Origin of the sequence: Microcystis sp. LE19-195.1E, from assembly GCF_027532095.1 — a bacterium.
In the GTDB taxonomy this organism is placed as follows: domain Bacteria; phylum Cyanobacteriota; class Cyanobacteriia; order Cyanobacteriales; family Microcystaceae; genus Microcystis; species Microcystis aeruginosa.
The window spans coordinates 1-26,533 of record NZ_JAPZSZ010000267.1; the positions used below are offsets into that span (position 1 = coordinate 1).

General features: G+C 45.1%; 22 protein-coding genes. 8 read left to right on the forward strand and 14 right to left on the reverse strand.

Features of this window, described 5'->3' with window-relative positions; translation table 11 throughout:
- From O9300_RS14905 to hslO, 6 genes are all read right to left on the reverse strand, one after another.
- Nucleotides 1-94, reverse strand: a 94-nt coding sequence (locus O9300_RS14905) for a helix-turn-helix domain-containing protein (RefSeq protein WP_287972481.1), incomplete at its 3' end; no start/stop codon positions are given.
- A 241-nt stretch (nucleotides 95-335) separates the two neighbouring features.
- The gene (locus tag O9300_RS14910; RefSeq protein WP_287972445.1) at nucleotides 336-1,985 is read right to left on the reverse strand and encodes an alpha/beta hydrolase; all 1,650 of its coding nucleotides are present in this window, start codon (nucleotides 1,983-1,985) and stop codon (nucleotides 336-338) included.
- A gap of 215 nt (nucleotides 1,986-2,200) precedes the next feature.
- The gene (locus O9300_RS14915) at nucleotides 2,201-3,859 is read right to left on the reverse strand and encodes a Ppx/GppA phosphatase family protein (protein WP_287972447.1); all 1,659 of its coding nucleotides are present in this window, start codon (nucleotides 3,857-3,859) and stop codon (nucleotides 2,201-2,203) included.
- Between the two features lie 110 nt (nucleotides 3,860-3,969).
- A complete protein-coding gene (locus O9300_RS14920; RefSeq protein WP_287972449.1) occupies nucleotides 3,970-5,181 on the reverse strand; it encodes a pentapeptide repeat-containing protein in 1,212 nt (403 codons plus the stop codon).
- 629 nt (nucleotides 5,182-5,810) lie between these two features.
- Nucleotides 5,811-7,766, reverse strand: coding sequence for a coiled-coil domain-containing protein (locus O9300_RS14925; RefSeq protein WP_287972450.1), 1,956 nt, complete (start codon nucleotides 7,764-7,766; stop codon nucleotides 5,811-5,813).
- 63 nt (nucleotides 7,767-7,829) lie between these two features.
- Entirely contained in the window at nucleotides 7,830-8,744 is a 915-nt protein-coding gene (gene hslO, locus O9300_RS14930) for an Hsp33 family molecular chaperone HslO (protein ID WP_147069221.1), read from the reverse strand.
- 84 nt (nucleotides 8,745-8,828) lie between these two features.
- Here hslO and O9300_RS14935 point away from each other — a divergent pair, with 84 nt between their 5' ends.
- Both O9300_RS14935 and ffh read left to right on the forward strand, forming a co-directional pair.
- Nucleotides 8,829-9,245, forward strand: coding sequence for a hypothetical protein (locus O9300_RS14935; protein ID WP_147069222.1), 417 nt, complete (start codon nucleotides 8,829-8,831; stop codon nucleotides 9,243-9,245).
- A gap of 170 nt (nucleotides 9,246-9,415) precedes the next feature.
- Complete coding sequence (ffh, locus tag O9300_RS14940; protein WP_002796145.1) at nucleotides 9,416-10,852, forward strand: signal recognition particle protein; 1,437 nt, start codon at nucleotides 9,416-9,418, stop codon at nucleotides 10,850-10,852.
- A 3-nt stretch (nucleotides 10,853-10,855) separates the two neighbouring features.
- Here the strand turns inward: ffh and thiL are convergent, their stop codons facing one another.
- On the reverse strand, nucleotides 10,856-11,824 hold the full coding sequence (gene thiL, locus O9300_RS14945; RefSeq protein ID WP_287972452.1) for a thiamine-phosphate kinase: 969 nt from the start codon (nucleotides 11,822-11,824) through the stop codon (nucleotides 10,856-10,858).
- Between the two features lie 39 nt (nucleotides 11,825-11,863).
- Nucleotides 11,864-12,535, reverse strand: a complete 672-nt coding sequence (locus tag O9300_RS14950) for an MBL fold metallo-hydrolase (RefSeq protein ID WP_287972454.1) — start codon at nucleotides 12,533-12,535, stop codon at nucleotides 11,864-11,866.
- Nucleotides 12,536-12,639: 104 nt separating this feature from the next.
- Between O9300_RS14950 and O9300_RS14955 the strand changes: the two genes are divergently transcribed.
- The 3 genes from O9300_RS14955 to cax all read left to right on the forward strand — a co-directional run bounded on the left by O9300_RS14955 (nucleotide 12,640) and on the right by cax (nucleotide 16,029).
- On the forward strand, nucleotides 12,640-14,124 hold the full coding sequence (locus O9300_RS14955) for a site-2 protease family protein (RefSeq protein ID WP_287972455.1): 1,485 nt from the start codon (nucleotides 12,640-12,642) through the stop codon (nucleotides 14,122-14,124).
- Between the two features lie 157 nt (nucleotides 14,125-14,281).
- On the forward strand, nucleotides 14,282-14,914 hold the full coding sequence (locus tag O9300_RS14960; RefSeq protein ID WP_287972456.1) for a YdcF family protein: 633 nt from the start codon (nucleotides 14,282-14,284) through the stop codon (nucleotides 14,912-14,914).
- A 26-nt stretch (nucleotides 14,915-14,940) separates the two neighbouring features.
- The gene (gene cax / locus O9300_RS14965) at nucleotides 14,941-16,029 is read left to right on the forward strand and encodes a calcium/proton exchanger (protein ID WP_287972457.1); all 1,089 of its coding nucleotides are present in this window, start codon (nucleotides 14,941-14,943) and stop codon (nucleotides 16,027-16,029) included.
- 2 nt (nucleotides 16,030-16,031) lie between these two features.
- Here the strand turns inward: cax and rsmG are convergent, their stop codons facing one another.
- Nucleotides 16,032-16,709: a 16S rRNA (guanine(527)-N(7))-methyltransferase RsmG gene (gene rsmG / locus O9300_RS14970; protein WP_287972459.1), complete on the reverse strand. Its 678-nt coding sequence runs from the start codon at nucleotides 16,707-16,709 to the stop codon at nucleotides 16,032-16,034.
- Between the two features lie 100 nt (nucleotides 16,710-16,809).
- Nucleotides 16,810-17,457 carry an ABC transporter ATP-binding protein gene (locus tag O9300_RS14975; RefSeq protein WP_287972461.1) on the reverse strand — a complete coding sequence of 216 codons (648 nt, stop codon included), beginning with the start codon at nucleotides 17,455-17,457 and terminating at the stop codon, nucleotides 16,810-16,812.
- 85 nt (nucleotides 17,458-17,542) lie between these two features.
- Between O9300_RS14975 and O9300_RS14980 the strand changes: the two genes are divergently transcribed.
- Both O9300_RS14980 and O9300_RS14985 read left to right on the forward strand, forming a co-directional pair.
- Nucleotides 17,543-18,457, forward strand: coding sequence for a Sll0314/Alr1548 family TPR repeat-containing protein (locus O9300_RS14980; RefSeq protein WP_287972463.1), 915 nt, complete (start codon nucleotides 17,543-17,545; stop codon nucleotides 18,455-18,457).
- 550 nt (nucleotides 18,458-19,007) lie between these two features.
- Nucleotides 19,008-20,048: a fatty acid desaturase gene (locus O9300_RS14985; protein ID WP_287972465.1), complete on the forward strand. Its 1,041-nt coding sequence runs from the start codon at nucleotides 19,008-19,010 to the stop codon at nucleotides 20,046-20,048.
- A gap of 371 nt (nucleotides 20,049-20,419) precedes the next feature.
- Here O9300_RS14985 and O9300_RS14990 read toward each other — a convergent pair whose 3' ends face one another.
- From O9300_RS14990 to O9300_RS15000, 3 genes are all read right to left on the reverse strand, one after another.
- Entirely contained in the window at nucleotides 20,420-22,006 is a 1,587-nt protein-coding gene (locus O9300_RS14990) for a serine/threonine-protein kinase (protein WP_287972466.1), read from the reverse strand.
- A 303-nt stretch (nucleotides 22,007-22,309) separates the two neighbouring features.
- Complete coding sequence (locus O9300_RS14995; RefSeq protein ID WP_287972468.1) at nucleotides 22,310-23,800, reverse strand: UDP-N-acetylmuramoyl-L-alanyl-D-glutamate--2,6-diaminopimelate ligase; 1,491 nt, start codon at nucleotides 23,798-23,800, stop codon at nucleotides 22,310-22,312.
- Between the two features lie 58 nt (nucleotides 23,801-23,858).
- Complete coding sequence (locus tag O9300_RS15000; protein WP_287972470.1) at nucleotides 23,859-24,014, reverse strand: hypothetical protein; 156 nt, start codon at nucleotides 24,012-24,014, stop codon at nucleotides 23,859-23,861.
- 40 nt (nucleotides 24,015-24,054) lie between these two features.
- Between O9300_RS15000 and O9300_RS15005 the strand changes: the two genes are divergently transcribed.
- Nucleotides 24,055-24,801 (forward strand): DUF4079 domain-containing protein, encoded by a 747-nt coding sequence (locus tag O9300_RS15005; RefSeq protein WP_287972471.1) that lies wholly within the window; start codon nucleotides 24,055-24,057, stop codon nucleotides 24,799-24,801.
- Nucleotides 24,802-24,807: 6 nt separating this feature from the next.
- Here the strand turns inward: O9300_RS15005 and O9300_RS15010 are convergent, their stop codons facing one another.
- Nucleotides 24,808-26,301, reverse strand: coding sequence for a hypothetical protein (locus O9300_RS15010; RefSeq protein ID WP_287972472.1), 1,494 nt, complete (start codon nucleotides 26,299-26,301; stop codon nucleotides 24,808-24,810).
- Nucleotides 26,302-26,533: the final 232 nt, after the last annotated feature.

Consider the following 26,533-nt stretch of genomic DNA (forward strand, 5'->3'; position numbering starts at 1 on the left):
AATTGTAAAACCATCTAGCACAGCCAAACGATTTGGCGAGCAAAACTGATTGCTCACTGGTCGGATAGATTCTGTACTTAAACGCTTTTAACATCTTGTTTACCAGACTATATTTACCATGGTAAACTATGCAAGGCTAAACTGTCAAGGATTTAATCGTGCTTCGCTGTTTTATATTGGTCGGGGTTTCATCCTGTCAGTACGAGGGTCTTCACCCCGACATTTTTGATAAATTATGAATTATGAATTGGAAGTGGGGAAGTGGGAAAGTGGGGAGCTTTTCAGTGATCAGTAAACAGTAAACAGTGAACTGATAACTGATAACTGATAACTGATTAACGGACATTTTGAGCGATAAAATCTTCGATGAGTTCTTCTAAAGCGGCCGAGGAGGCGCGGGTAATCAGAAAACATCTAAACTCCTGGCCTTGACTGAGATATTGGGAATAGGCCGCCTGTAAAAAAGGTTTATAGCCGGGGTTTTTGCGAATATACACCTCAAAAAAGGCCAAAGATAGGGAATGGGCGTAACTATCGATCACATAGGGTGCGGGCAGGGTAAGATCGGCTATGGATTCGATCGCTTCGTTAATTCCCGCGTCTAGTACCGAAAAATCGACGTGAGCTTGACCTTCAATCAGAGCTAAATATTTATTTTCGGTGTTGAGCAGGGGAAAAGAGCGCACCTGTTCAAAAATAGCGGGGGTAGCGGGATCGTAGGTTCCTGCCGCTACAAAAGTGGGAATTTCGATCTTAGCTAGTCCTTTAGCCCCGAAAATACTCCAATTAAACGGATTAACCGCAAAAATCGCTTTGATTCTCGGATCGCGAAAGTTGTATTCTTCTCGGGGTAAATCCAAAGCACGACACTGCAGCAAGAGGGAGACATTGAGAAAAGCTAATCTTCTTTGGCAGTCCCGTTGTAAATTCTCGAAATCGATCGTCGCTCCACCCACGGCTAAGGCTGTATAACCGCCGAAGGAATGTCCACCAACTCCCACATTATCTACATCTAATTGCCCCTGAAATTCCCCCGCGTTGCGTCTTTGCAATTCATCGATCACAAAAGATATGTCCAATGGACGATTGACAAATTCGTTGCTATCAAAAACCATCCCCGATAAACCGGCGAGCAGATTCTGCACCTGTAGGGTATCACTGCCGGGGTGTTGGGGCATGGCGACGAGATAACCGTAACTAGCCCAGTGTTCCGCTTGTCGGAGAAAATCTTCAGGACGAGAAGCTAAACCGTGGGAAAAGACAATAACGGGGGTTTTCTGGGTTAATTGCCCCTTGGGTTTCACAATGATTAGATAAAGTTCCCTCTGACGACGGCTATCGGTTAAATCCAGCCGCATTTGTTCTACTTGTCGCGGTCCCGGTTGTCGGGGGTCGGTCATGGCGGTAAAATTAATTTCACCAGCCTTTTTAGCTTCTTCTAAGGATAATTGCGCCACCTTTTCCGTGAATACTGTGGTCGCTTTCAGGACGATATCGATCGCCCTAGCTAATCTTTGCACTCTTGTCACATCAATCTGCATATTAGTGGGCAGATTACGCAGCAGGTTAAGAATAGTTACCCCTCCCGGTTCAAAAGCTGATTTAATTAGGGCAGAACGCAGAGCGAATTTACCATTAATACCCCCTTGAATGGTGATCAGTTCCCCTAAAAGGTTGAGGATATCTTCCCCCATTGTGGTGTTAAAAAAGCGCGAGATCAGGACGGGATTAATTTCTTTACTTGTGGTTAAAGCTTGACGAAATTCTCTTTGTTGTTCGGGTGTGGTATTACCTAAATATTGTCTTAGATTAGCGTCAATTCTGCCAGTCTCGACAAACTTTTCTAGGGAACTAATTTCTAGGGTACGACTAAAGGGCGGTAAGATAAAAGTGATTCTCTCGGCCGAGAGGACAGGAAAGCTAGTCAGTATCGTTCCCAAGCAACCAAGAGCGATCAAGCGACCAATTTTAGCTAATTGCAACAAGTTTTTCGGCTCCTTTTCTTTCTGCGATCCTATTCCCTCTGGATTATAACAGTAACCTTTCAGTTTTTAACCGTTTTCTTGCTTGACTATCAACAAAAATTATCAATTTGCCACGGTCGATAATCTTGACCTAGAATAACGGGTAACAAGTCTCGAAAATTCCAATCTCGCCGATTTCAAGCTACCTAATACCGGCGGTAGTCAATGATAACCGCTCACTGCTCATGGTTTAAGGGTAAAAATGCCAAAGTTGCCACTACTTTCACCCCAAATTCTTCCTCAAAAACAGGTTTTTTATAGTCTAAACTCCACAATTCTAAAGCACAATCATCTTCAGCATTATTGGGAAAAAGATGCAGATGTAGGGTTCTATATTCAGGATCATACTTACATTCAATCTTTTTAATCGCTCCTATTTGTCGCCGATCTAAAGCCACAGCCAAGCGCAGTATAGCACTTAAATGTCTGACCATATACTGATAGTATTCAGTTAATTTCATAAAATCATCGTGCCTTTTCTTCGGCTTACTTTTGCGATGATAACGAGCGATATTAGCGATCACTTCTAACTCTATTTCCGTATAGCCCAACAGTTCACCATTACGAATTAAATAATAGGAATGTTTATGATGGGCAGCATGACTAACATATAAACCACTATTATGCAGTATAGCCGCCGCCCATAATAAATCTTTAGCCTCCTGATTCCAAGAATGTAATTGTGCTTGAGTTTGCTCGAACAAAGACAGGGAAAATGCCGCTATTCTCTCAGCAGATTCTAAATTAACTTGATACTTTTTCGCTATTTTCAAGACACTGCGCTGACGGATTTCACTCTGATAAAGTAACCGATTATCAATTAAACCGTGCGTCAGCATCCAATCGACGATTACCCCTTCTCGCAAGGCCCTTTCACAGAGAACTAACTTATCAACATCTAACATGGTCATCGCTTCCAAAAGCACGATCGAACCGGCTAGAATTATCTCGGCCCGTTTATCGGACATCCCCAGAATTGCCAGTCTTTGGTGATAGTCCAAAGTGGCGAAACGTTTGACCAATTCTTTGACATCTTTGCGGGTTAATTGATAGCCATTTAAAGGATTGGGAATTTCCCCCAATTTCTCCAAAGCATGGATAGTCATCAAAGTTTCGATCGTCCCAGAAGTTCCCACTAAGCGCGGCACTTCTCCCAGCTGTAAATGATGTTTAATTTCCTCTACTGCCCGCTCTAACATTCCGCGGGTGTATGCTCTTAAATAGGCCAATTCTGTGGTACTAATGGGATCGGTGGTGATCAAATCTTGGGTCAAACGCACCGCGCCGATTTTGGTACTACTAAGAAAGCGAATTTCTTGACTATCAGCTAAGATTAATTCTGTGGAACCACCACCGATATCGATAATAATATGGGCTTGATTTTGGAAATCCATTCCCGAGACGACACCGAGATAAATCCGGCGCGCTTCCTCCTGTCCGGAGATGAGATTTACAGAAATACCGACTTCTTTCTCGATTAAAGCCAAAAATTCGTCGCCGTTGGTCGCTTCCCGGGTGGCGCTAGTGGCAACGGCAATAATCTGATCCGCCTGGAGACTAATAGCCAGATCGTGACAGCGTTTTAAAGCAGCGATCGCTCTTTCCATGGCCGCTAGGGTTAATTTACCGGTTTTCCTATCTCGATCGCCCAGACGGACTGTATCCTTTTCTCTGGCAATAATCGTAAAAGCAGGTAAAGACGGTTCAATTGCCACTACTACCATGTGAACCGAATTCGTACCAATATCGATCGCCGCCAGGATTTGGACATCGGAGGCTTTTGCCTGGGGCGCTAGTCCCCGATTGGGTATAACTTGATTAGAAATATTCACCATCGCTTATCAGTGATCAGTTACCAGTCGGGGGATAGGTGTTAAGGCTGGTCTTATTATCCCTCTATTTGCCCGCCTCGGCGCCGCAATTTTAGCTTTGTATAGCAGTTATCTTATTCGTCAATATACAATTTTCGCTGCTCCAGGGCCAATTGCCGGAATTCCCCCTCCCCAAATTCTCCCTCCCTGGGACGGCGCTCTCGATCGCACTCGACTAAATAAATATAATCACAATCAACCCCTTCTAAATTGGTATTTTCGGCGATTTTCCAAGCTTCGATACAAGCACCCGTCAGGGTGGCTCCCTGTAAATTGGCTCTCATCACGTTACTATGGGCTAAATTTGCCCCTTCTAGATTAGCGTAGGCTAAATTTGCCTCGCTGAAATTTGCCCTAGTCAGGTTGGCATTTTTGAAGTTAAACCCGTAAAGATTCAGTCCGCGAAAATTATGGCCAATATAAGCTTTATTTTCCCCTTGACCAGTAACCAGAAGATTTCTCATCGCAACTTCGTCCAGAATTGTCTTTTCCCAGCGCGCTCGCTCGATGCCCGATACCAGATAAAATCGAGTTCTAGTTAAATCTTTTGCCCTTAAATCAGTGGCTTTTAACTGCGCTCCCGTGAAATCGGCTTCTTGCAGATTTGCCCCGCAAAAATTTGTACCTTTACTGGCTAAAAAAGCAATTGCCATGGATTTCGTGATCGTTTCTCTCGATTCTTCTAGGGATAACCAAGCCAGATAAGCGGTGAATAAAGTACCACAAACCCCAACCATCAAAGCTATAGAAAAAGTTCCATTCATCACAGCTATTCCAGCTAATGCTCCCTGAAAAACTAATATAATTCCTGTCAATAAAGTTAAAGTTAAGCTGATGCAAATTGCTAGGGTAAAACTTATTGCTTGACCAGAAATCAAGGATAAAACTAAGGGCAATCCCCCCACTCGCTGACGATAAAATATTCCGTAAATTAGAGATAAAATCGTGATTATCCCCGCACCAATGATTTTAAATTTGGTTACATCTGTCACCAGCATTAAAGCTAGATAATAACCAGCTAATCCCCACAGATAGCCGCAGACAGCCGCTATTAACCAAGAAATTAAAATTAATTGTAGCCGACCGCGCTTTAGTAATCCTGCCCTAGCCTCGGTAAATTTAGTTCCCTCTAAAATAGCCCCTTTAAAATTAGTGCCACGCAGATCGGCTTGACTAAAATTCGCCCCCGATAAATTCTTTCCGTGAAAACACTTTCCTTTTAATTTTACTCCCGTAAAATTGCGTTTCCCTTTGGCATATAAATCCAGTACCTCACTTGCTCTCATAGAAATTAAAGAGTTCTGTTTTTGGCTTGATTGATTAATGTAATTCATAACAACTAAGTAAGTAAGTGGTTATAATTAAATTGAAGATAGATTTTGTCTTTGATCCTCCCTGCCCCCCTTAATCCTAGGGCCGATTCATAGTAGGGTTGATTCATGAATCAACCCTACCCTTCTATCCCTTATAGGGATCTTTCTTAACAATTTTTTCATTAAGCACTCCAACTCTTATCCTGACTTGATTTCAGTTTTTTCTTTGTCAGTAAGGGTGTCAACAAGGAATATTACAAATTGTTAACCGAGTCTTGAAAGCGTTGTGCTACAAAGGTTTGAAATGTTAAGAAAGATGTGACTAATGGACAGCCTTGATAAGGGGGGTGTCTGATAATTTTTAACGCCTACCTACTTATTATCTTTTTAAAATTGGCTTTGGTTATTTGTTGGCAATTTATACTAAATCGGTTTTGAATAGTGCGATGAACTCCCAAGTTATGGATTGTTTCTCCCCGCTCCCCCGCCATCCTATCCCTTGTAAACAGGATTTAGTATAATACAGATTTAACTGGACAGACCCCTGGGGATGAGGGACTTTTTTAGGGGCAATCCACGGCAAAAACAGCCCCTAAAACTGATTATTGACCCGGACTTGGTGTTTCTATCGGGGACTCTGGGGAAAGGGGAGTCGATTCAACTATTGGCGGTGGGGCCGGAGGTTGGAGAATATTGCGCCAGCCTTGCATTTGGGAGCGAGCCGAACTGTAAGCGGTACTTTCCCGGGATACGGATTCAGCAAGGCGAATAGCTTCCAGATAACGACCATTATTAGCTAGGTCCGTGGCTAAAGACAAAAGCTGATAACTCCAACGTTCCAGCAATTCAGTCCGTTGCACACCCGCATCGGTTTTAGTGGAAATATTGGTAACTAAAGCAATCGCCCGGGTTAAACCTTCTGCGGTTCCCGTCGCCGCTAATTGATTAGCCTGTTGAAGATTTTGACGGGCCCGCAACTCTCGGCGCCAACGACGGATATTTTGGGAAGCTTCCGAGGAAAGAGTGCGACCGGGGGGAATTTGATTAGCAGTTTCGATCGCTGTGCTATAGTCTTTGAGATTGGCCAAAGCTTGAGCCTGATCTAAAATGGGTTGATCCTCCATGCGTTCAATCCGCACTTGCCAGCCGCCAATTTCCCGTTGAGCATCTCGGTATAAGGCCCGATTCTTGCCAATGGCCCGGGCCTGAATAATAGCGTTACTGAGGGAATTAATATCGCCGGGGATAGCGATTTCCCGCGCGCGTTCTAAAATCGGCCGGTCTTCAATCACTTGTATTTGACGATTCCAAGAGCCAATTTCCTGCTGTGCTTGCGACCAGAGGGGATTATTACGGGGAACCTCGCCCGCTTTCGCGATAGCGGCGCTATACTGCTCGATCGTACCTGCTTGTGCTAAATCCCTAGCCTCGGACAGTATTCTTAGATCCTGTACCTGTAACTGCCAGCGCTCCCTCATAGCTAGGGCCGTTTGATGGAGGGGTCGAGAAGCGTCGATTTGTTCTAGTCCCAGTATGCCGGCTTCCAATCCCTCCACCGTGCCGGCTTCCGCATCTAAGGCCGCTGCGGACAAGAGGGACCAATCGGTGACATCTTCTTTAATTTTGAGGTCTTTGGGGGTTTGGTTAGCCAAATCCCGGAGAGATTGCCATTGCTTCCGCTCAATTAATCTTTCGGCGTATTCTTGCAGTTTATCCTCGGTTTTCCCGATTAATTTTTCTGCCTCCTGATAGGCATAACTGCTGGCTTGAATTTTTCTAGCTTCTTCGATGACTTTGACCCAATTGTCGAGACCGCCCCGGGCAAAGAGATTAAAGGCATTATCTAATTTACTGCTATCTTCCCGGGCGACGGTAATTTTAGCGAGCGCTTCATTATATTTAACCGTTGCCCAGTATTCGTTATTTAAGTTCAATAAATCCACCGCTAGACGGAAAGATTGATTCCAGTTGGAAGCGCGGAGATTTTCCTCTAGTTTGCTTAAGATCTCGTTGCCTTCCGTCCAAGTTCCTTGCCACTTAGCGATTCTTTCTTCAATAATTGCCGCTACTGCCATATTATTGGGGATTTGACGAGCTTTAGTGATCGCTTGCTGTAAATTTCCCGCTTGATAGTCTTTTTCAGCCAAATTCAGGATATCTCGCGCCCATTCTTCCACCTGTTGATTAACTTGCGATCGCAAGGGATGGTCATCGGGTAAAGCTTCCACTAGGGCAATTGCTGCGAGTAAACCCTCCACGGTGCGACTATCGGCGGAAAGTTGAGCGCAGTAGAGACGCAGGGAGGCAGAAGCGATAGGCCAGAAGATTTTTGGGCAATTGGGCGACTTCTGCATATTTAATAACTGCCAAGTGGCGAGAAAGCCAACACCGCCAAAGACGACGACAAATAAAGCCGCCCAAACTTTCCAAGTGAAACGATGCTGGTATCGGTACCAAAAGAGAAAAAGAAAAGATTTAGTTTTCTCTGGCCAACGAGTCAGGGAGTCAATCGATTCTCGTTTGACTAGATTTTTGGTTAATTCTTTTCCTTTAAACATTCACGACTCCCTGACGGATATTTTAGATAGATTTTACCTTAATGGCGCTCATTGCCCAACTTCTCAGCAAGATTCAGCTTGTAGAGACTCGACTAATTCGATTAATTGCGTCTCGTTGGCATTGTACACTTCCCGACAAAACTCACAGATGGCTTCCGCTTGTTTATCCTTTTCGATGATGTCTTTTAATTCATCGACCCCGAGGAATTTTAAAGCTCCTAGGGCCCGTTCAAAAGAACAATCACAATCAAAACGCAGCATCTGCACAGCCGGAAAAATTTCTAGACCCATATCTCCGAGAAGTTCCTGAAAAATATCTTCTAGTCCTTTTCCTGCCCGTAAAAGGGGCGTAAATCCCGTTAATTTTCGCAATCTCGACTCTAAACGAGCCACCAAGACCTCATCCCGGGACGCTTCTTTAGAGAGAACTTGTAATAAAATTCCCCCGGCTGCCGTCACTCCTGTGGTCGTACCGACAAAAACCCCCACTTGCAAAGCGGAGGGAATTTGTTCCGATTGGTCCAGGTAGTAGGCGATATCTTCCCCCACTTCCCCAGAAACTATCTCGACGATGCTTTCTTGAAGTTCATTTCTCCCCTCGCCTTTTTCTTCCCGTAAGACTCGCACATAACCCTTGTCACCCACGGCGCGACCCACATCTAATTTACCCTGAGCATTGGGGAGTAATTCCACCTGGGGATAGTCCACATAACCCCGCACCGTGCCATCGAGTCCCGCATCAACTAAAACACCGCCTAGGGGACCATCGCCTTTAATGCGAATATTGACCCTAGAACCTGGTTTTTTTAAACTGGAAGCCAAGAGTAAAGCCGATGCCATCGTGCGACCGAGAGCGGCAGTGGCTACGTTAGATAATTTATGTCTTTGGCGGGCTTCTTCCGTTAAACGAGTGGTAATCACTCCTACTACTCTAATTCCGCCATCGGCGGCCGTGGCGCGGATTAATTTATCTGCCATACTACTTACTGTTATCCTTGGAAAACGCTGTCCCGATTTTTAGTTATTCTTTAACTAACTTAACAAAAATTATCAGACAACAATATGTTCGGCAATTTTCAACAAAGTCAGCTGCGTATCGAAATCTCGGCCAGTGAACAGGCTATCCGGGATAGTTTGCTCAAAACTGCTCATCTCCGTCAATGGCTGTGGCCGCAAATGCTCTCGCCCAATCTACCCGATAAATTAGAGGAAGGCTTGACTTTTACCTCTTGGTTAGGTTTAATTCCCGTACAACATCAGGTTTTATTGGCCAATGACCAGTGTTTACGCTTGCTTTTGAGTCAAGGTATCGATGGCTATCACGAATGGTATTGGGGCGATGGTTGGTTACAATCGCGTTTAGAAGGCATTTCTCTCCTTCCCCTCAATCTCGGTCAAACTCTCAGTTTGTTGAAATTACGACTATTTTTGAGCAATCAAAAGTTAGAAGTGCGGGATTTAGGAGTGGCTAGTAAGTAAATCGCACTTTAAAAACCCAATTATGGATTGTCTCTCCCCGCTGCTCACTCTCCTACACCGGGAGAGTGGCTGCACTATGCCAGTCCGAGACCAATGACAGGGCAAGAACGGGGGTCTTCCCCCGACATTTGAGATAAAATCGATCTAGTTAAAAATTTAATTCCGAAACTATGTTCGACGCACTGGCCGACCGCTTAGAAGACGCATGGAAAAAATTACGAGGTCAAGATAAAATCTCCTCGGCCAATATACAAGAAACCCTCAAAGAAGTCCGGCGGGCTTTATTAGAAGCAGATGTTAACCTACAGGTAGTCAAGGGATTTATTGCTGAGGTCGAGAAACAAGCCCTCGGCGCTGAAGTTATTTCCGGAGTCAATCCCGGCCAGCAATTTATCAAAATTGTCTATGATGAATTAGTCAAAATTATGGGGGAAAGTAACGTTCCCCTAGCTCAGGCCGATAAACCCCCCACCGTAATTTTAATGGCCGGGTTGCAAGGGACAGGAAAAACCACCGCCACCGCCAAATTAGCCCTATATCTCCGCAAACAGTCCAAAAGCTGCCTGATGGTGGCCACCGATGTTTACCGTCCGGCGGCCATTGACCAATTAATCACCCTCGGTAAACAGATAAATGTTCCCGTCTTCGAGATGGGTTCTCAGGCTAATCCCGTCGATATCGCCCGTCAAGGTGTGGAAAAAGCCAAAGAATTGGGCGTAGATACGGTTATCATCGACACCGCCGGTCGTTTGCAGATAGATACCCAGATGATGGGCGAACTAGCACAAATCAAGAAAATTGTCAAGCCCGACGACACTTTATTAGTGGTGGATGCGATGACCGGTCAGGAAGCGGCCAATCTTACCAACACTTTTCACCAACAAATCGGCATCACGGGGGCAATTCTCACCAAACTTGATGGCGATACTCGCGGTGGTGCGGCCTTATCAGTGCGGCAAATATCGGGACAACCGATTAAATTTGTTGGGGTTGGCGAAAAAGTAGAAGCTTTAGAGCCATTTTATCCCGATCGCCTTGCCAGTCGCATCCTCAATATGGGTGATGTCCTGACCCTAGTGGAAAAAGCTCAGGAACAGTTAGACCTAGAAGACGCGGCCAAAATGCAGGCCAAGATTTTAGAGGCTAAGTTTGATTTTAATGACTTCCTCAAACAGATGCGGCTGTTAAAAAATATGGGTTCCCTGGGGGGAGTCTTAAAGTTAATCCCCGGTCTAGGCAAACTGAGCGGGACAGACATCGAAAAGGGCGAAAAAGAGTTAAAACGCACGGAAGCGATGATTAATTCCATGACCACGGAGGAACGCGCTAACCCCGATTTATTGGCTAAGTCTCCTAATCGTCGTCGTCGCATTGCCAAAGGTTCGGGACATCCCGAAACGGAAGTTACCAAACTAATTACTAATTTCACCAGAATGCGATCGATGATGCAACAGATGGGACGGGGACAAATGCCCGCTATGCCTGGGATGCCCGGGATGGGTGGCGGAATGTTTGGGGGTGGCAATCAACCGGGGTTCCGCGGTCAAGGTGGCAGCCCGAAAAAACCAAAGAAAATCAAGAAAAAGAAAGGTTTTGGCGATTTATAGAGGCTAAAAATGTTGAAATCCAGAGCTTAAACTGAGGTTTCTACCATCGGCTAATTTTATCTCTCTCCCGGGGACAATTTGACCGATTATCGCCCCCTCTTCCCCCACTTTCTCGAGCAATTCTCTGGCACTGTCCGGGGGCAAACACAAAACTAACTCAAAGTCTTCACCGCCGTATAAAGCCCATTCTAGAGCTTTTTCGGCTCCTACATATTCTTTCAGGGTTGGATGCAGGGGAATCCTCTCGATTTCAGCACCAACCCCACTACAGCGACAAATTTGCATGATGGCATCTGCTAACCCGTCACTGCTATCCATGCCCGCGATGGGAAATTGCTTGACAATTTTTTGTAAATGTGGTATGCAATCGAGTCTCGGTCGCGGCCGTTGATGAGCTTGGATTAATCGCTTTTTTTGGGCGGAATTTAAATTCCTCCCGGTTTCAGGGTGAAAGAGTAACTCTAATCCAGCCCGCGATAAACCGTGATAACCAGTAATAACGATACTATCGCCAACTTTTGCGTTAAAACGCCTAATTTCTTCATTTTTTGCCACTTGTCCCAGGGCGGTGATGCTGATGTTAATCTCCGTGGCCCGACAGACATCGCCACCAACGATCGCCGTCTGATATACTTGCAGACAAGAGCTAAGACCCCGATAGAGTCCTTCTAGCCAATCGATGGCTAGATCGGGAGTTAAAGCCAATCCTACCGTAATTCCCAGGGGTTCTGCCCCCATAGCCGCTAAATCGGATAAATTAGCCGCCGCCGCTCGCCAGCCCACATCTTCCGGAGAGGTAGTAAGATCGCTAAAGTGGACGTTATTAACTAAAACATCAGTGGTGACGACGAGAGAGTAATCCTCTTTCAGGGATAAAATCGCCCCATCATCACCGATAATCTCCGCAGGACAATATTTTTGCAGAATCGGTAGCAATCCCTGTTCACCCAAATCTTTAACGGTTAAATTCATAATTTCTGGGAATTGAACAATGCAGCTTCTAAAAAGTCTTTAGTTAAGAGGATTGGCGCTGATTTTTTCGTAGGCGCGATCGATAATTCCCCGACCGCGCAAAAAGCCGGTATTAGCTCCTGGACAAAGATAGGAGAGGGTTTCCGGACTAAAACGGTCTAAAATAGCCTGTTGCGATCGCAATTGCCGCGGCCAGTGGAAAGTTTTCGCGGTCTGTAGGGGTCGCGGTTGACCCTTGGTGTCGGGGAGAAGATGACGACCGGTAAATAAAACCCCCCCGTGACGCTGCCAGTAGAGACAGGAGGAGCCGGGAGAATGGCCAGGAGTCCAAAAACCGCTACAAGTGGGAGATAACTGGATTTGCTGCTGAAAAACGGTAATTTGACGGTGAGGAAGCAGATAGGCTTCCTGTTCCTGTAGAATAATCTCACAATCAAGTAAACTTTGCAAAGAATCGCTCTGTTTACCCTGACCCCCGCGATGGGTAAAAAATAGGTAACGGACTCCCTTTTCTCGGAGAAAATCCCGCTCGCTCTCGTCGCAGCTAGGACAATCCACCAGAATATTACCAGTATTTTCTACAATAAGATAAGAGGTTCCCCCTAGGGTTTCCCGATTAGGCGAGAAAGCGTATAAACCTTCTAGAATTAATCGAGGGGGTTTTGTGGTTTTGCTAACCTCTAAAGGAGACGATTCGGTTTCCGATCGCATGGTTTGCCTATCCAAATCACAATCAATGCGGTTTATAACTTAGCACGATCGATGACCGGGCGGGCTGAAATTAGCCGCCTTTTACTCAACAGAAAAGAGCCGATATGGAAATGTGGTTGTTATTAGGGATTCTTGGCGGTTTCACCTATTTTATCGTCAAGCGTAGCGTGGCCAAAATCACGACAACACCAATTTGGTTAATTTGGTTAGTCCTGATGACTCCGGCTCTTATTTGGACAGGCTGGACGTTAATCTATGGAGAGGATACCCCCATGCCGGCATTTTTGCTGGTCGGCCCTTTTGTGATCTGCCCTTTTTTGTATTGGTGGCTAGTACAAAAGGGTCGGGTTACTCCCCAAGAAAGACCCCCATCACCAGCGGAAACAGCGAATTTAGTCCTAGAAAATATTGATAATCCTGCACCTAAAAATGATTTAAAACCGATCACTGCCGAAGAGGAAAAATCCCTACGAGATTGTTTTCCTTGGGGTATTTATTATCTGCAAAATATCGATTATCGTCCCCAGGCAATTCTCTGTCGGGGGAAATTGCGAGCGGTTCCCGAAGAAGCTTATCAAGTGATTAAAAACAATGTGGAAAAGGTTTTTGGGGATCGCTTTTTATTGCTTTTCCAAGAAAGTTTTCAGGGACAACCTTTTTTCGCTCTTGTGGCTAATCCCTGGCAGCAAAAAACAGAAACTATAGAAACTGAAAAAATTACTCGCCCCTTTCTTGCCCTGGGTTTATTGTTATTAACTCTCTTAACCACCACAGTCATCGGTGCGGGATTAAGTGGCATTACGACCCAACAATTAGAAAATAATTCTAGTTTATTATTGCAAGGTTTACCCTACAGTTTAGGCTTAATTGCTATTTTAGCACTGCACGAATTCAGTCATTATTTGACAGCAGTTAAATATAAAATTAAAACCACTTTGCCCTATTTTATCCCCTTTCCTTTCTTCCTCGGCACCTTCGGGGCTTTCATTCAAATGCGCTCCCCGGTTCCCACGCGTAAAGCTTTATTTGATGTGGCGGTGGCCGGTCCTTTGGGAGGTATAATTATCGCTATTCCTCTACTATTTTGGGGATTGTCCCTCTCGGAAATAGTTCCCCTAACTAATCAGAGCAGTTTATTAAATTTTCAGTACTTAAATCCGCAGTTTTCTTTTCTCTTGTCTATCCTAGCTAAACTAGCTCTCGGCAGTAATTTAATCGCCGGAAAAGCGATCCATTTACATCCTTTAGCGGTAGCTGGTTATGTAGGAATTATCGTTACAGCCCTAAATTTAATGCCCGTGGGTCAATTGGATGGTGGTCATATTGTTCACGCCATGTATGGGCAGAAAACCGCCATAATTATCGGTCAATTAACTCGATTATTCATGTTTATTTTAGCCCTAGTGCAACCAGATTTTTTACTCTGGGCGATTATTCTCTTATTAATGCCAGTCAGCGATCAACCTGCTTTAAATGATGTCACCGAATTGGATAATAAACGAGATTTATTAGGTTTATTTTCCCTGGCTTTGTTATTAAGTATTTTGCTACCCCTTCCCGAAGCGGTGGCCCGTTGGTGGGGGATGTAAGCGACCGCATCAATCCACCTGAGTTCCGGGAAAATTATCGGTCAGTTAGGGGATAAAATCCCTATCTCCTACGTCAATGTGAGTTCGATGACCCTCACCCTCGATCACTTTAATCCACAAAGCTGAAGGCTGACAACTGATCACCGATCACTGATATATGGTTCTCAAGGCTAATTCTCGCAGAAAAAAGCGAGTTTCTCTGAAAGCGAAGTTAGGCAAATCTAGGTTAAAATTGCTGGCTATTCCGCTAATTTTGGCGAGTTTAGGCTGGTTATACCACGATTTACGTCAGCAGTGGCTAAAACCGGAAGCGATTTTTGTTTTGGGAGGTCATGCCGATCGAGAACGTTTTGCGGCAAAATTGGCTAAGGAATATCCCGATCTACCGATTTGGGTGTCTTCCGGTAGTCCGCGACGATATGTGAGAAAGATTTTTAAAAAAGCGGGAATTCCCCTAGAACGTCTCCATCTCGATTACAATGCGCGAGATACTGTCACTAACTTTACTAGCCTAGCCGATCAACTGAAAGCCCAAGGTATTGATAGTGTCTATCTAGTCACTTCCGATAATCACATGAGAAGGGCGCGATTAGTGGGAGAAATTGTTTTTGGTAGTCGCGGAATTGTGATTAAACCGGTGACTGTTCCCTCCCAATCACCCCCCGAACCCCTAGAAAAGTCGCTCAGAGACGGTTTTAGGGCAATATTATGGATAATAACCGGTTCTACTGGGGAATTTTGGCTAAAATCCGCTTCTAGTCCCCATCAGTTCCCGACCCAATCGAAATAAAATTATCTTGACAAAATACTCACTTTATGTTAAGCAAAAACACCATTTTCGCCATCCTATTGATTTTTGTGCCTATATCGATCGCCGGTTCGCTGTTACACTGGGGCGGAACAGTTGTTTTTATCACTGCTTGTCTAGCCATTATCCCCCTAGCGGCCTACATGGGGGAAGCCACCGAAGCGATTGCGGTGGTGGTCGGGCCGAATATTGGCGGTTTGATGAATGCCACCTTTGGCAATGCCACAGAATTAATTCTCGCCTATGTCGCTTTGCGGGAAGGTTTTATCGATGTGGTAAAAGCGACGATTACTGGCTCAATTATCGGTAATTTACTCTTAGTTATGGGATTATCGATGTTTTTAGGCGGTTTACGCTTCAAAGAACAGGAATTTCACCCAATAACTGCCCGTTTAAATGCCTCGGCCATGAATTTAGCGGTGGTGGCGATTCTTTTACCCACTGCCGTGGAATTTACCTCCACGGGAGTCGGGGAAGCAGTCCTGCAGCGTCTATCCGTGGCCGTGGCAGCGGTGTTAATTTTCGTCTATGGTTTAAGTCTCTTATTTTCTATGAAAACCCACACCTATCTCTACGATGTCGGGGTTGCCGGTATCGAGGAGGAAAGCACCGGAGAAAACCCCGAAAAGCCGAAAGTCTGGTTTTGGTCTTTGATTTTATTGATCGTTACTATCGCCGTGGCCGTAGAATCGGAGTTATTGGTGGCATCCCTAGAGGAGGCTACGGAACAGCTAGGTTTAACGGCACTGTTTACCGGGGTGATTCTTTTGCCTATTATCGGTAATGCGGCCGAACACGCTACGGCTGTCACCGTCGCTCTTAAGAATAAAATGGATCTATCGGTATCTGTGGCTGTCGGTTCCAGTATGCAGATCGCCCTGTTTGTGGCTCCGGTTTTGGTTATCATGGGTTATATTATCGGTCAGCCCATGGATCTAAATTTTAATCCCTTTGAGTTGGTGGCAGTGGCTGTAGCGGTGTGGTTAGCTAATTCGATTAGTAGTGATGGGCGATCGAATTGGTTAGAAGGAATGTTACTCTTAGCTACATATACTATCCTGGCCTTGGCTTTCTTTTTCCATCCTCTCACCGCTTAAAGTTATTTCTTGGAGATATATAGACAATGACGGACGCTTTCGCTTAAGGGAGTGGTAAAACTGGCAATTTCGAGGATTTTACCGCCAGCTTTCCCTAGATTCTCCTCTAAACTTAAACTATCCTGCGCGGACCACTGACCACGATAGAGAATAGCGATTCCGGTCTTTTTCAGGAAAGGCAAAGCATAGTTAACACAGATATCCACATTACCTACCGCTCGCAAACAGACGATATCGTAAGCACAGTTATGTTTAAGGTTTTTCCCGACGATTTCCGCCCGACCTAAACGAGTTTTCGTGTTATTTAACCCTAATTTGTCAATAACTTCTTCAAGAAAATTAATCTTTTTTTGGGTGGAATCCAAGAGAGTCACCGACCAATGGGGATAGGCGATCGCAATTGGCACCCCCGGAAACCCGGCCCCGGTCCCCAAATCAACGACTGATAGGGATTTTGTCAATAGACCTGGCTGGGATTTTTGTAACCAAGCTAAACCCGATAAAGAATCCCAAAGATGTTTTTCCCAAAACTCCTCCGGTTGGGTAATTCGGGTGAGATTAAAACGTTGATTACCCTCTAAAATCAAGTCATAAAGTTGTTGAAATCGCGCTTGTATGGCCCCATCGGGTTGCCATTCTAGGGTTTCTTGCCAAAGGTCAAATAATTCAGGAAGGATCATTAATTCAGTTATCAGTTATCAGTTATCAGTTATCAGTTATCAGTTATCAGGTATGAGGAGAGTGGGGAAATTTCAACTAATACCGCAAAACCCTAAAACCTCAACTATCTGTTTTTTCACTTTTTAATTCCCTCAAATGTCCTTGTTCAATTTTCCAGTGACGGTCAGCAATGGGGAGTAATTCTCCGGCATCGTGACTAACTACCAATAAAGTCCAGTGTTGTTTGAGACTAGCGAGAAGTTTAGCCAATTGACGACGCATCGACCAATCTAAACCGGCCGTAGGTTCATCGAGAAGTAACAGATTAGGCTGCCGGATTAACTGGACAGCGAGAGATAAACGACGCTGTTGACCTCCACTAAGATTGTGGGGAGAAGTATCCAGAGGAGTATTTTCTAATCCTACCTCCTTTAAGGCCGCTGTTAGGCGATCGCTTTTAATCTCTGGATGACCGAGACGCAACTCCTCAAGGATGGTTTTACCGCAAAAATGACGTTCAGGAAACTGAAAAACGATTCCTCCTAATTGTTGCAGGTGCAGCACCGTTAATTCTTGGTTGCGCCAGTGAATTGTCCCTCCTGTTTTATCGGCAAAGCCTGCTAAAATTTCCAAAAGAGTCGTTTTTCCAGAACCACTGGGGCCAACAATCAGGCCTAATTCTTGGGGGGCTAATTCGAGATTAATCCCCTGTAAAATGGGATTGAGAGCAGCGGGAGGATGATAAACCACATCTTTGAGATAAAGCATTGACAGGAAAATAACTGGAAATTAAGTCTAGAAACCCGTTTCTATTGTGACAGATTTTTTCATTCGCTCAAGGAGACTTTTGACCATGGTGCTGAGGTTAGGTTTAACGAAAAAAATGGCGATCGGTGCTTCCCTGGCTGTTATGGTAATGGTTAACTGGATGGGTCCCGGGTTAGCTGGAGATCCTTTCCGCAAAAACAATCCCCGACCGATTGGCGATAAGACCGAGGCCGCTTTTAACGCTATTTTTAAACAAGGTAACTATCTAGAGGCAAAAAAATTAATTGTTGAGGCCACAGAAAAGGAACCCCAAGAACCTTTGTCCCATGCTATGCGCGCCTCTCTTGCTTTTACCGACCAGGATTGGAACACCCTAAAAACCTACTCCGAGAAAACTAAGGCAGCGGCCAAGCAAATGCAGGCCAGCGACCCCTTAAGGGGAAATTTGTATCTAGCGGTGGGGAGTTTTTTAGAGGGAACCTACGTTTTTCAAACCGAAGGAGCAGTATCGGCTATCCCCAGATTACAACAGGTGTTTCAGTATTTGGAAACCGCAGAAAAGGTTAATCCTACGGATCCGGAATTGAACCTGTTAAAGGGTTATATGGATTTGATTTTAGCGGTTAATCTGCCCTTTTCTAGTCCCCAAGAGGCAATTCAACGGCTAGAAACCTACGGAAGTCCTGATTACTTGGTTGATCGAGGTATCGCTCTAGCTTACCGGGATTTAAAGCAGTACGATCAGGCTTTGCAGTTTATCGATAACGCTCTGAAAGCGACCCCCGATAATCCGGAATTAATGTATCTGAAAGGTCAAATCCTAAGAATTCAAGGCAATACGGATAAAAATACTGGCTCTTTGAAATTGGCATTGGATTACTTTAATAATGCCCTGAAAAAACAGGAACAACTCCCCGAATCGGTCAAAAAACAGTTAAATCGCGAACACCGTAAGGTACAAGAGGAGATTAAATCCCTAGAAAACACGGCTAATCGTTAAAAAAAGCCTAAAAATAGTCAATATTTGGTTTTTTTTATCAGTTATCAGTTTTTGAAGGCAATAGGCAGCCGTCAAGGGTGCATCTCACATTTGCAGGAATACCGACAATCAGGAATTGTCAGTGACTCTTAGATGATGACAAATGTATCAGCAGCTGCGTGTAAGCATCTCACCGAAAAGCTAATGCGCGGGGGGTTTGGGGGCGGCGCCACGACCCCAACGGGGGGTTTGGGGGGTAGAACCCCCCAAAAGCTGGGATTGAGTGATAAAATCAGGAACAACGCCCGATTTTAGCAGGGGGGGTTTCCCCGTAAAAATCCCAATTGGTAGATTTACAAAAATGAGATGCACCCGCCGTCAAATTTTGCCAAAACAGAAAATCTCCTCTTATGCTATATAAAGTAAAGGATTATTAAGCTTCGCGGAAGTTTATTAATTAAAGTTAAAAATATATTGACAAAAAAATTGGCTTGTGGTAAGGAGCAGAATTTAGCCAAACCTCCTAGCTGATTTCTTGTCAAGGGTTCACCTAAGTGTAATTGGAGATTTCATGACGGCAACGACGGATAAATTGCATGGGGAGTTGATCACCTCGATCGAGCCAGACTTTAAACTGAAAGATATTATTAAAACCATTCCCAAAGAATATTTCCAGAAAGACCCTGTTAAAGCTTGGTTTGGAGTGATTGCGAATATTTTGGCGGTCATTGCGGGTTATGCAATGCTAGTTTATTCTCCCTGGTATTTACTGCCTTTAGCTTGGATTTTCACTGGTACAGCTTTAACGGGATTTTTTGTCATCGCCCATGATTGCGGTCATCGGTCTTTTTCTAATCGACCCTGGGTTAATGATCTTGTCGGTCATATTTTCCTCTTACCGCTTATCTATCCCTTCCACTGCTGGCGTTTCCTGCACGATCGCCATCATGCTAAAACTAACATGGTAACTATAGATAATGCTTGGGATCCGTGGGAATTAGAAGCTTTTAACTCGGCCAATCCCTTAGTGCGTCTCTTTTATCGCGGCATTCGCGGTCGTTTCTGGTGGCTTGGTTCGATCGCCCACTGGGCTATTCTACACTTCAACATCGAACAATTCAAGGAGAACGAACGGGAAAAAGCCCGCTTTTCGATGATTGTCGTCCTAGTTTTTGGAGCTATTTTTTTCCCAACCCTCATTTTCTACACTGGTGTCTGGGGATTGGTTAAATTTTGGGTGGTACCTTGGTTTGTCTATCATTTTTGGATGAGTACCTTTACCCTTGTCCATCACACAGACCCCGATATTCAATTTTTCCATCCCGAAGACTGGAATCAAGCTTTAGCGCAACTAGAAGGGACAGTTCACTGTAGCTATCCCCGTTGGGTAGAAATTCTCTGTCACGATATTAATGTCCACATCCCCCATCATATCTCGACGGCGATTCCTTCCTATAACCTCCGCAAAGTTCACGCTAGTCTCAAAGAAAATTGGGGTAGTCACCTGAAAGAAACCGAGTTTTCTTGGGCATTAATGCGGCGAATCGTTGATTATTGCCATATTTTCGACTCCGAAACCGCCTACAAAACCTTTAAGGAAAGCGGCGGTTAAATCAGTGATCAGTGATCAGTGATCAGTGATCAGTTATCAGTGGGTAAGTTATCAGCTATCAGATTTGAGTTTGAAGTGACAGTATTAAATAGGGTTTGCGGCAAAAAGTTTTTCTTGGGGGCAGGGTGTGGCCCCCCAACCCCCCCGACATCGGGGGGGCAGGAGGGATGTAGGGTTTTACCGATTTTCAGGTGGTCAACTACCTAATTTTCAGGGAAAAAGTACCTGAATTTTCCCCCTGATCACTCCCAGTCCTGGACTTTTTGATTGACAAAAAGTCTAAAAGTTTTACCCAACAAGGTTTTTAGATTTATTTCAGCAAACCCTAAAGAGAAGTTTCCTATTACTGTTGACTGATCACTGAAAAAAGATTACCAGTAACTGCGTTTACCATTGGGCATAACTGTTAACCAATTGGTTTTTGCCAGGGCGATTTGTTCTTGAGTTACTTGGGCATCAGAGAGATTAGCCCCGCAAAGATTAGCATCTTTGAGATTAGCGTAGCGAAGATGGGCACCGGTGAGATTAGCCCCGCGTAAATCGGCCTTTTCTAGGTCTGCATAACCGAGATAGGCATTATTTAAATTGGTACTTTTGAGAATAGCTTGACTGAGATTAGCCCGGCCCAGATCCGCATTGGACAGATTTGCCCCTTGTAAATTAGCTCCTGTTAATTTGGATTGACAGAAATTGACGCCCAAAAGTTTGGCTTTGGCCAGATTGAGATTGGGTAATTCCTCTTGGGCGAAATTGCGCCGGCCGTCATTGTAAGCATCGAGAATCGCTTTTTCATCTAAGCGGGGTTTTTTCTTCAGTAAGGTTAGCTCTGTGCTGCTGCGGGCTTTACTTTTAGTCAATACATTTGTATTAGACAGTGAAAAAGCCATCTGTCCCCCCAGCATATTATCTGGAGAGGCCTCTGGATTTTGATTTTTGGGACGAAATTTAGACTTGAGAGGGACAGAAACGGAGGAAGTGGCTATCGAACCTGAATCTTGTCGGGGGGGCTGGGAAGTAACCATTGGAGCGGCGATTAAACTTTGGGCTAGACTGTCGGCATAAGCCGTCATGTCTAAAGCATCCATTACCTCTTGAGCGGATTTGTAGCGATGACGGACAGAGAGTTCCAGCATTGTTTTCAGGACTTTAGCAAACTGGGGACTCACCTTGACTAATTTTTCCCAGAGTAATTCACCTGTATTAATATCAACTTCGAGCGCTTTAGGAGATTTGCCCGTGAGTAGATAGAGACAGGTAGCTCCCACCGCGTAGATATCACTAGCGTAAACCGGACGCATGGCCATCTGTTCGGGGGGGGCAAAACCTTGGGTACCCACGGCAAAATTAGTGAAAGCGGTTTGAGAATCGGCATTGGCCATGACGGTATTAACTTGATTTTTGACGGCCCCGAAGTCAATCAGAACCAATTTTCGGTCCGTTTGCCGACGAACTAGGTTAGCGGGTTTGATATCCCGATGAATTACCCTGTGCTCGTGGACATATTTCAAAATCGGCAAGAGTTCACTTAAAAACTGTTTGACTCCCGCTTCGCTAAACGGTCCGCGTTTTTTGACCTCTTGGTGCAGGTTATGACCTTTAACGTATTCTTGAACTAGATAAAACTGTTGATTATCTTCAAAATAGTCCAATAATCGGGGAATCTGCGGATGAACCCCCAGTTTTGCCAAGGTTTGCGCTTCTCGATCAAAAAGTTCCCTCGCCATGCGAAAAACATTAGCATCTTTAGAGGGAGGTTGCAGTTGTTTGACCACACAGAAGGGCTTATCTGGTAGGGACAGATCCGATGAGACAAAAGTTGCCCCAAACCCTCCTTTCCCCAAAATGCCTAGGGTTTGATAGCGGTCGTGCAGAAGAAGTTTTGAACCGCAACTCTCGCAGATTAACGCTGTCGGGGCGTTTTTCGGTTGAGTACAGTTGGGATTAAGGCAGTAGGTCATCTAGAATCACCAATTGACCGATACTTTTTTACTAACACACCTTAACAATGCACTTTAAGAGATTCTCCTCAAGAGGGGGTATCTCCCAAAGTCTAAAGCCAGAGGCCTCAGACAATCAAAGCGCGTGTAACGCCTTTTTTGTGTCATTGCTTAGTCAAGACAGGGGCAACTTATCAAGATAGCGGTTGCCCCCTAACGGGGATTTTCACCTAAACTCTCCCAGTCTATCACAGATTTTAACATTGTCTACTTGTGTCAATTGTCAACTAATGTTAGCTTTTCTTGATAATTCATCACCCCTCATCACTTTTTCACTTTCATCAAAGCGGCCCGGGCCTGTTCGCGGTCATCGAAATGGATTTTTTCCGTCCCCAAAATTTGATAATCTTCGTGACCTTTACCCGCAATAATTACTCCGTCTCCCGGTTGCGCTGCTTGAATGGCCGTGTCAATGGCCAAAGTGCGATCGCTAATTACCTGAACAGTAATTTCTGAGGGAATGCCAGCGATAATATCCTCAAGGATTCGTTCGGGAGACTCTGTGCGGGGATTATCGGAGGTAACTATGGCTAAATCTGCTAATTCTGCGGCTATTTTCCCCATTAACGGCCGTTTTGTCCGATCTCGATCGCCGCCACAACCAAAAACACAAATCATCCGACCAGAAATAAAAGGCCGGGAAGCTTTTAAAACATTCTCTAAACTGTCGGGAGTATGGGCATAATCGACAATGACGCTGATATCTTGGTCAGGAGCGATGCTAACCCGTTCCATCCGCCCCGGTACTCCTGAAAACTGGGGAATTTGGGCGATTACTGTCTCTAAATCTACACCACATTCTAACACTGTCGCCACCGCCGCTAAGAGATTAGCCAGATTATATTGACCCACCAGAGGAGAAGCAAAGGCTATTTCTCCTTGGGGAGTCACCATCACCCCTTCCACTCCCGTGGGTTGATAGTGTAAATCTTTAGTATAAAAATCGGCATTAGCATCGGACACACTATAGGTTAAGACCTGTTGGGGAGACAGGGAGGCCGCTAAACGTTGACCATATTCATCATCAAGGTTAATAATCGCCTTACCTTGCAGATAATCGGGACTAAATAATTTAGCTTTAGCGGCAAAATAATCCTCCATGTCGAGGTGATAATCGAGATGGTCCCGGGTGAGATTGGTAAACACCGTCACGGGAAAAGTACAACCCTGTACCCGTCCCTGGGCCAGTGCATGGGAACTAACTTCCATGACGGCGATTTCATTGCCGGCGCTCACCGCTTTGGCTAAACTGGCTTGTAACTCGTTAGCGAAAGGGGTGGTATGATTAGCGGTTTCTTGGAATCCTTGCCAACGGGTGTAAAGAGTCCCGAATAACGCGGTGGGAATGTTTGCTTGGCTGAGAAAATATTCAATTAAATGGGTGGTGGTGGTTTTGCCGTTGGTTCCCGTCACACCGATTAATTTGAGGGTAAGGGCCGGATAATGATAAAATTTAGCAGCGATCGCAGCAGTAGCAGTAACTAAATCTGCCACAACGATTACGCAAGCATCCTCCGGGGGGGGAAATTTAGCTGCGGCTGCTGGGGAGATAATCGCCGCTACGGCCCCGGTTTCCAAAGCGGAACGCCAGAATTCGCCCCCATCGACGCGAGTACCGGGTAAACCGATAAATAAATCTCCCGGTTGACAAGCATGGGAATTGGTGGAAATTCCTGTAATCTCGGTAATAGAAGCGATAGGAGAAGAAATCGGGGAAACCAGAGGAATAGTTGTTAAAAGTTCTTGCAGTTTCATAGTCAGGATTGAATCTAGGGATTGCTGCTTTTAGATTAGCCGATAATCCAAGAGGTTCCTAGGCCGAAGTGGGGGTGTGGGGTGTGGGGTGTGGGGTGTGGGGAGAATAAAGCTGCCCTTTGCCCTTTGCCCTTTGCCTTTTGCCTTTTGCCTTTTGCCGACCGGCTCCTGATATCTGCGATAAGCTAAAAAAAACAAGGCTATAGCTTGTCAACTATTGACGATTTTCTGCTGACTATTTTCGGGATATTTATATGCAATTCGTCGATTTTCTGGCTCTCATTCATCCTGTCCTAGGGATAGTGGTCGTTTTCCCTATTATCGGCCTCGTAGTTAACTTTGCTTGGCAAACCCGTCAACGTCGCTTAGAAACGGCTGCGGGAAATAAAAGTAAAATTCCCCCAGTAGTCGGGCCAGAACATCTACGTTTAGGCCGCTGGTTAACGGGTACAGTGGTAGGGGTTAACCTGTTAGCACTAGCTTACTCGGTCGTTTACGGTTTTAATGGTTTTGTCGATAAACAAAAAGAGGGAAAATTAGACTCCTTTCAGGTCATTTTTGTGATTTTGATGTTTTTTGTCACCATTGCCTCTTTGGTCTGTCTCTACCGCGCTAGACAAGCTCTCTGGCGCGGAATTTTTGCCACCTTGACTGGCATGGGTTTAATTATTATCGGTTCTCAGGATGGGGTCTGGCGACTCTCGGCCCAATGGTACTGGTCTCACTACTATATCGGCATGGCGGCATCATTACTGATGATTTTCTCTCTGGCCATTGTCGAAGATATCTATAAAGACCGTTCCCATCGTTGGCGCATCGCCCATACAATCCTCAATTGTATCGCTCTGGCTCTCTTTCTGGGACAAGCCATGACCGGTTCGAGGGATTTGCTGGAAATTCCCCTCAGTTGGCAAAAACCGGCAATTTATCGCTGTGATTTCGCCAATAAAACCTGTCCTGAACCGAAATCCTCAACCCCCCCCACCAACCCGATAAGTTAAACTTTTTTAGGGACTGGGAGAGGGAGAGGGTGAAGGAGTTGGTGCACACGCAGATCTACCCGCATCGGTATCGATGGGTTCCTCACACCAATTGGCAATCTTATCAAGTTGGGGAAATTCGGGTTTCAGGTTTGGGCTTAATTCAGCCCATTCTACCCCTTGGGTAACAGCCACAGCACCGATACTTGAGGGACAGTCTGTAATTTCGCCCCAATTTTTACCCCAGGCAGCACCGATAAAAGTACCATTATCGGTTTTACCGAGGGAATAGTCAGGAGCAAAGATAAACGCTTGTAGTGTTTGGGTTCCTTTCAGACAAATTTGCGGATTGGCGGAACCTAATCCATTATCGGCATAAATTTGTAGATTGCCCGATTTACAAACCGTGGGTGGGCTAACGCTGCTGCAGTTGTGTTCGATCGCACCGTTAATATTACCTTTAACATAGAAAGCTACCCGTTGCCCCGGCTCAATGGTAATCTTATCGCTACCACTCAAGTTGATATTATTAACGATATACTCGTACACCTGTACGCTTTTACCGTCAATCGTGCGGGTAGAAGGGGTATCAATAATCGCGCCATCCGCATTTTTTCTGGGAAAAGTTTGAGAAGTATTAAGTAGCGGAATGTTCTGACCAGAGGGAAGGCCGGTGGGAGTCGGCGGTAAATTGGGGAAAAACACACCGACAAATTGTGCTGTGTAGGGGGGATTGGGTGCAGTGGTGGGTTGTTGAATCTTATCTTGGTTAATATTGCATCCTGGCCACTCCACCTCCTCCACCACATCCCCTTGAAATTTAGCACCATTAGCACCATTGTCCGCCGTTCCCTCACTTATCCATAAAGCTGGGACCGTGGTGCGGTTAAATGCGAGGGGAGGGGCATCAAGAATAGGGATAGTTACCACCACGCGGTTACGGGAGGCGGCATTGTCGTCACTATCTCTATTGATAGCAATGTTAGTTAGGTCTTTTTCGGGACTTTTGCGAGAACGTCCTTCGAGGGTGAGAACTCCCATGCCAGTACGATAATCGTATCCAACCACGCGATAATAACGATTATTACCGAGATCAACCCATTTATCTGCGCTCAAATCTCTTAATTCACGGATTTTTGCCTTCAAGGTATCAGCATCGTTGGGATTACTACAGGAGGGGGCGGCGTCGACTAATTTTTTTAAATGTTTTTGTAAATCGGTACTGGGATTAGCAACCACTTCGGCGTTCTGCCAACAATCGCCGGAAGTACAATTCCTATCAACCGTCGCCATAACTCGAACACTATTGAGTAGATCCTGCACGCGAGCCAGCCCCACTTCGGAACTTGTTAAACTATCAGCCCGGGCTTTTTGGGCAATTACTTTCGATTGGTCTCCTTGGGCGCGCATGATCATAGTCATTCCTGTCACCATCAGGATAAGTCCAATTAACACGGCAAGAGGCAAGGCAAACCCTTTTTCCTTATTAGCCATCAGGTGAAGACATAAACGATTGTTCATAAGCCAGTTCATCTAAGAATGGTTACTTCTATTATAATAATAAATAGCTGGTTATAATTAAATTGAAGATGGATACCCCCTGCCACCCTTGATAAGGGGGGGCAGATTCTCCCTTATTAAGCGGGGTATCTGACAGTTTTTAACACCTAACTACTGATCAAGTTTTGCTCAAGTGACAACTGTGATAATACAGGAATAGCCATGGGAGTAAAATCACAGACAAAAGCCAGTT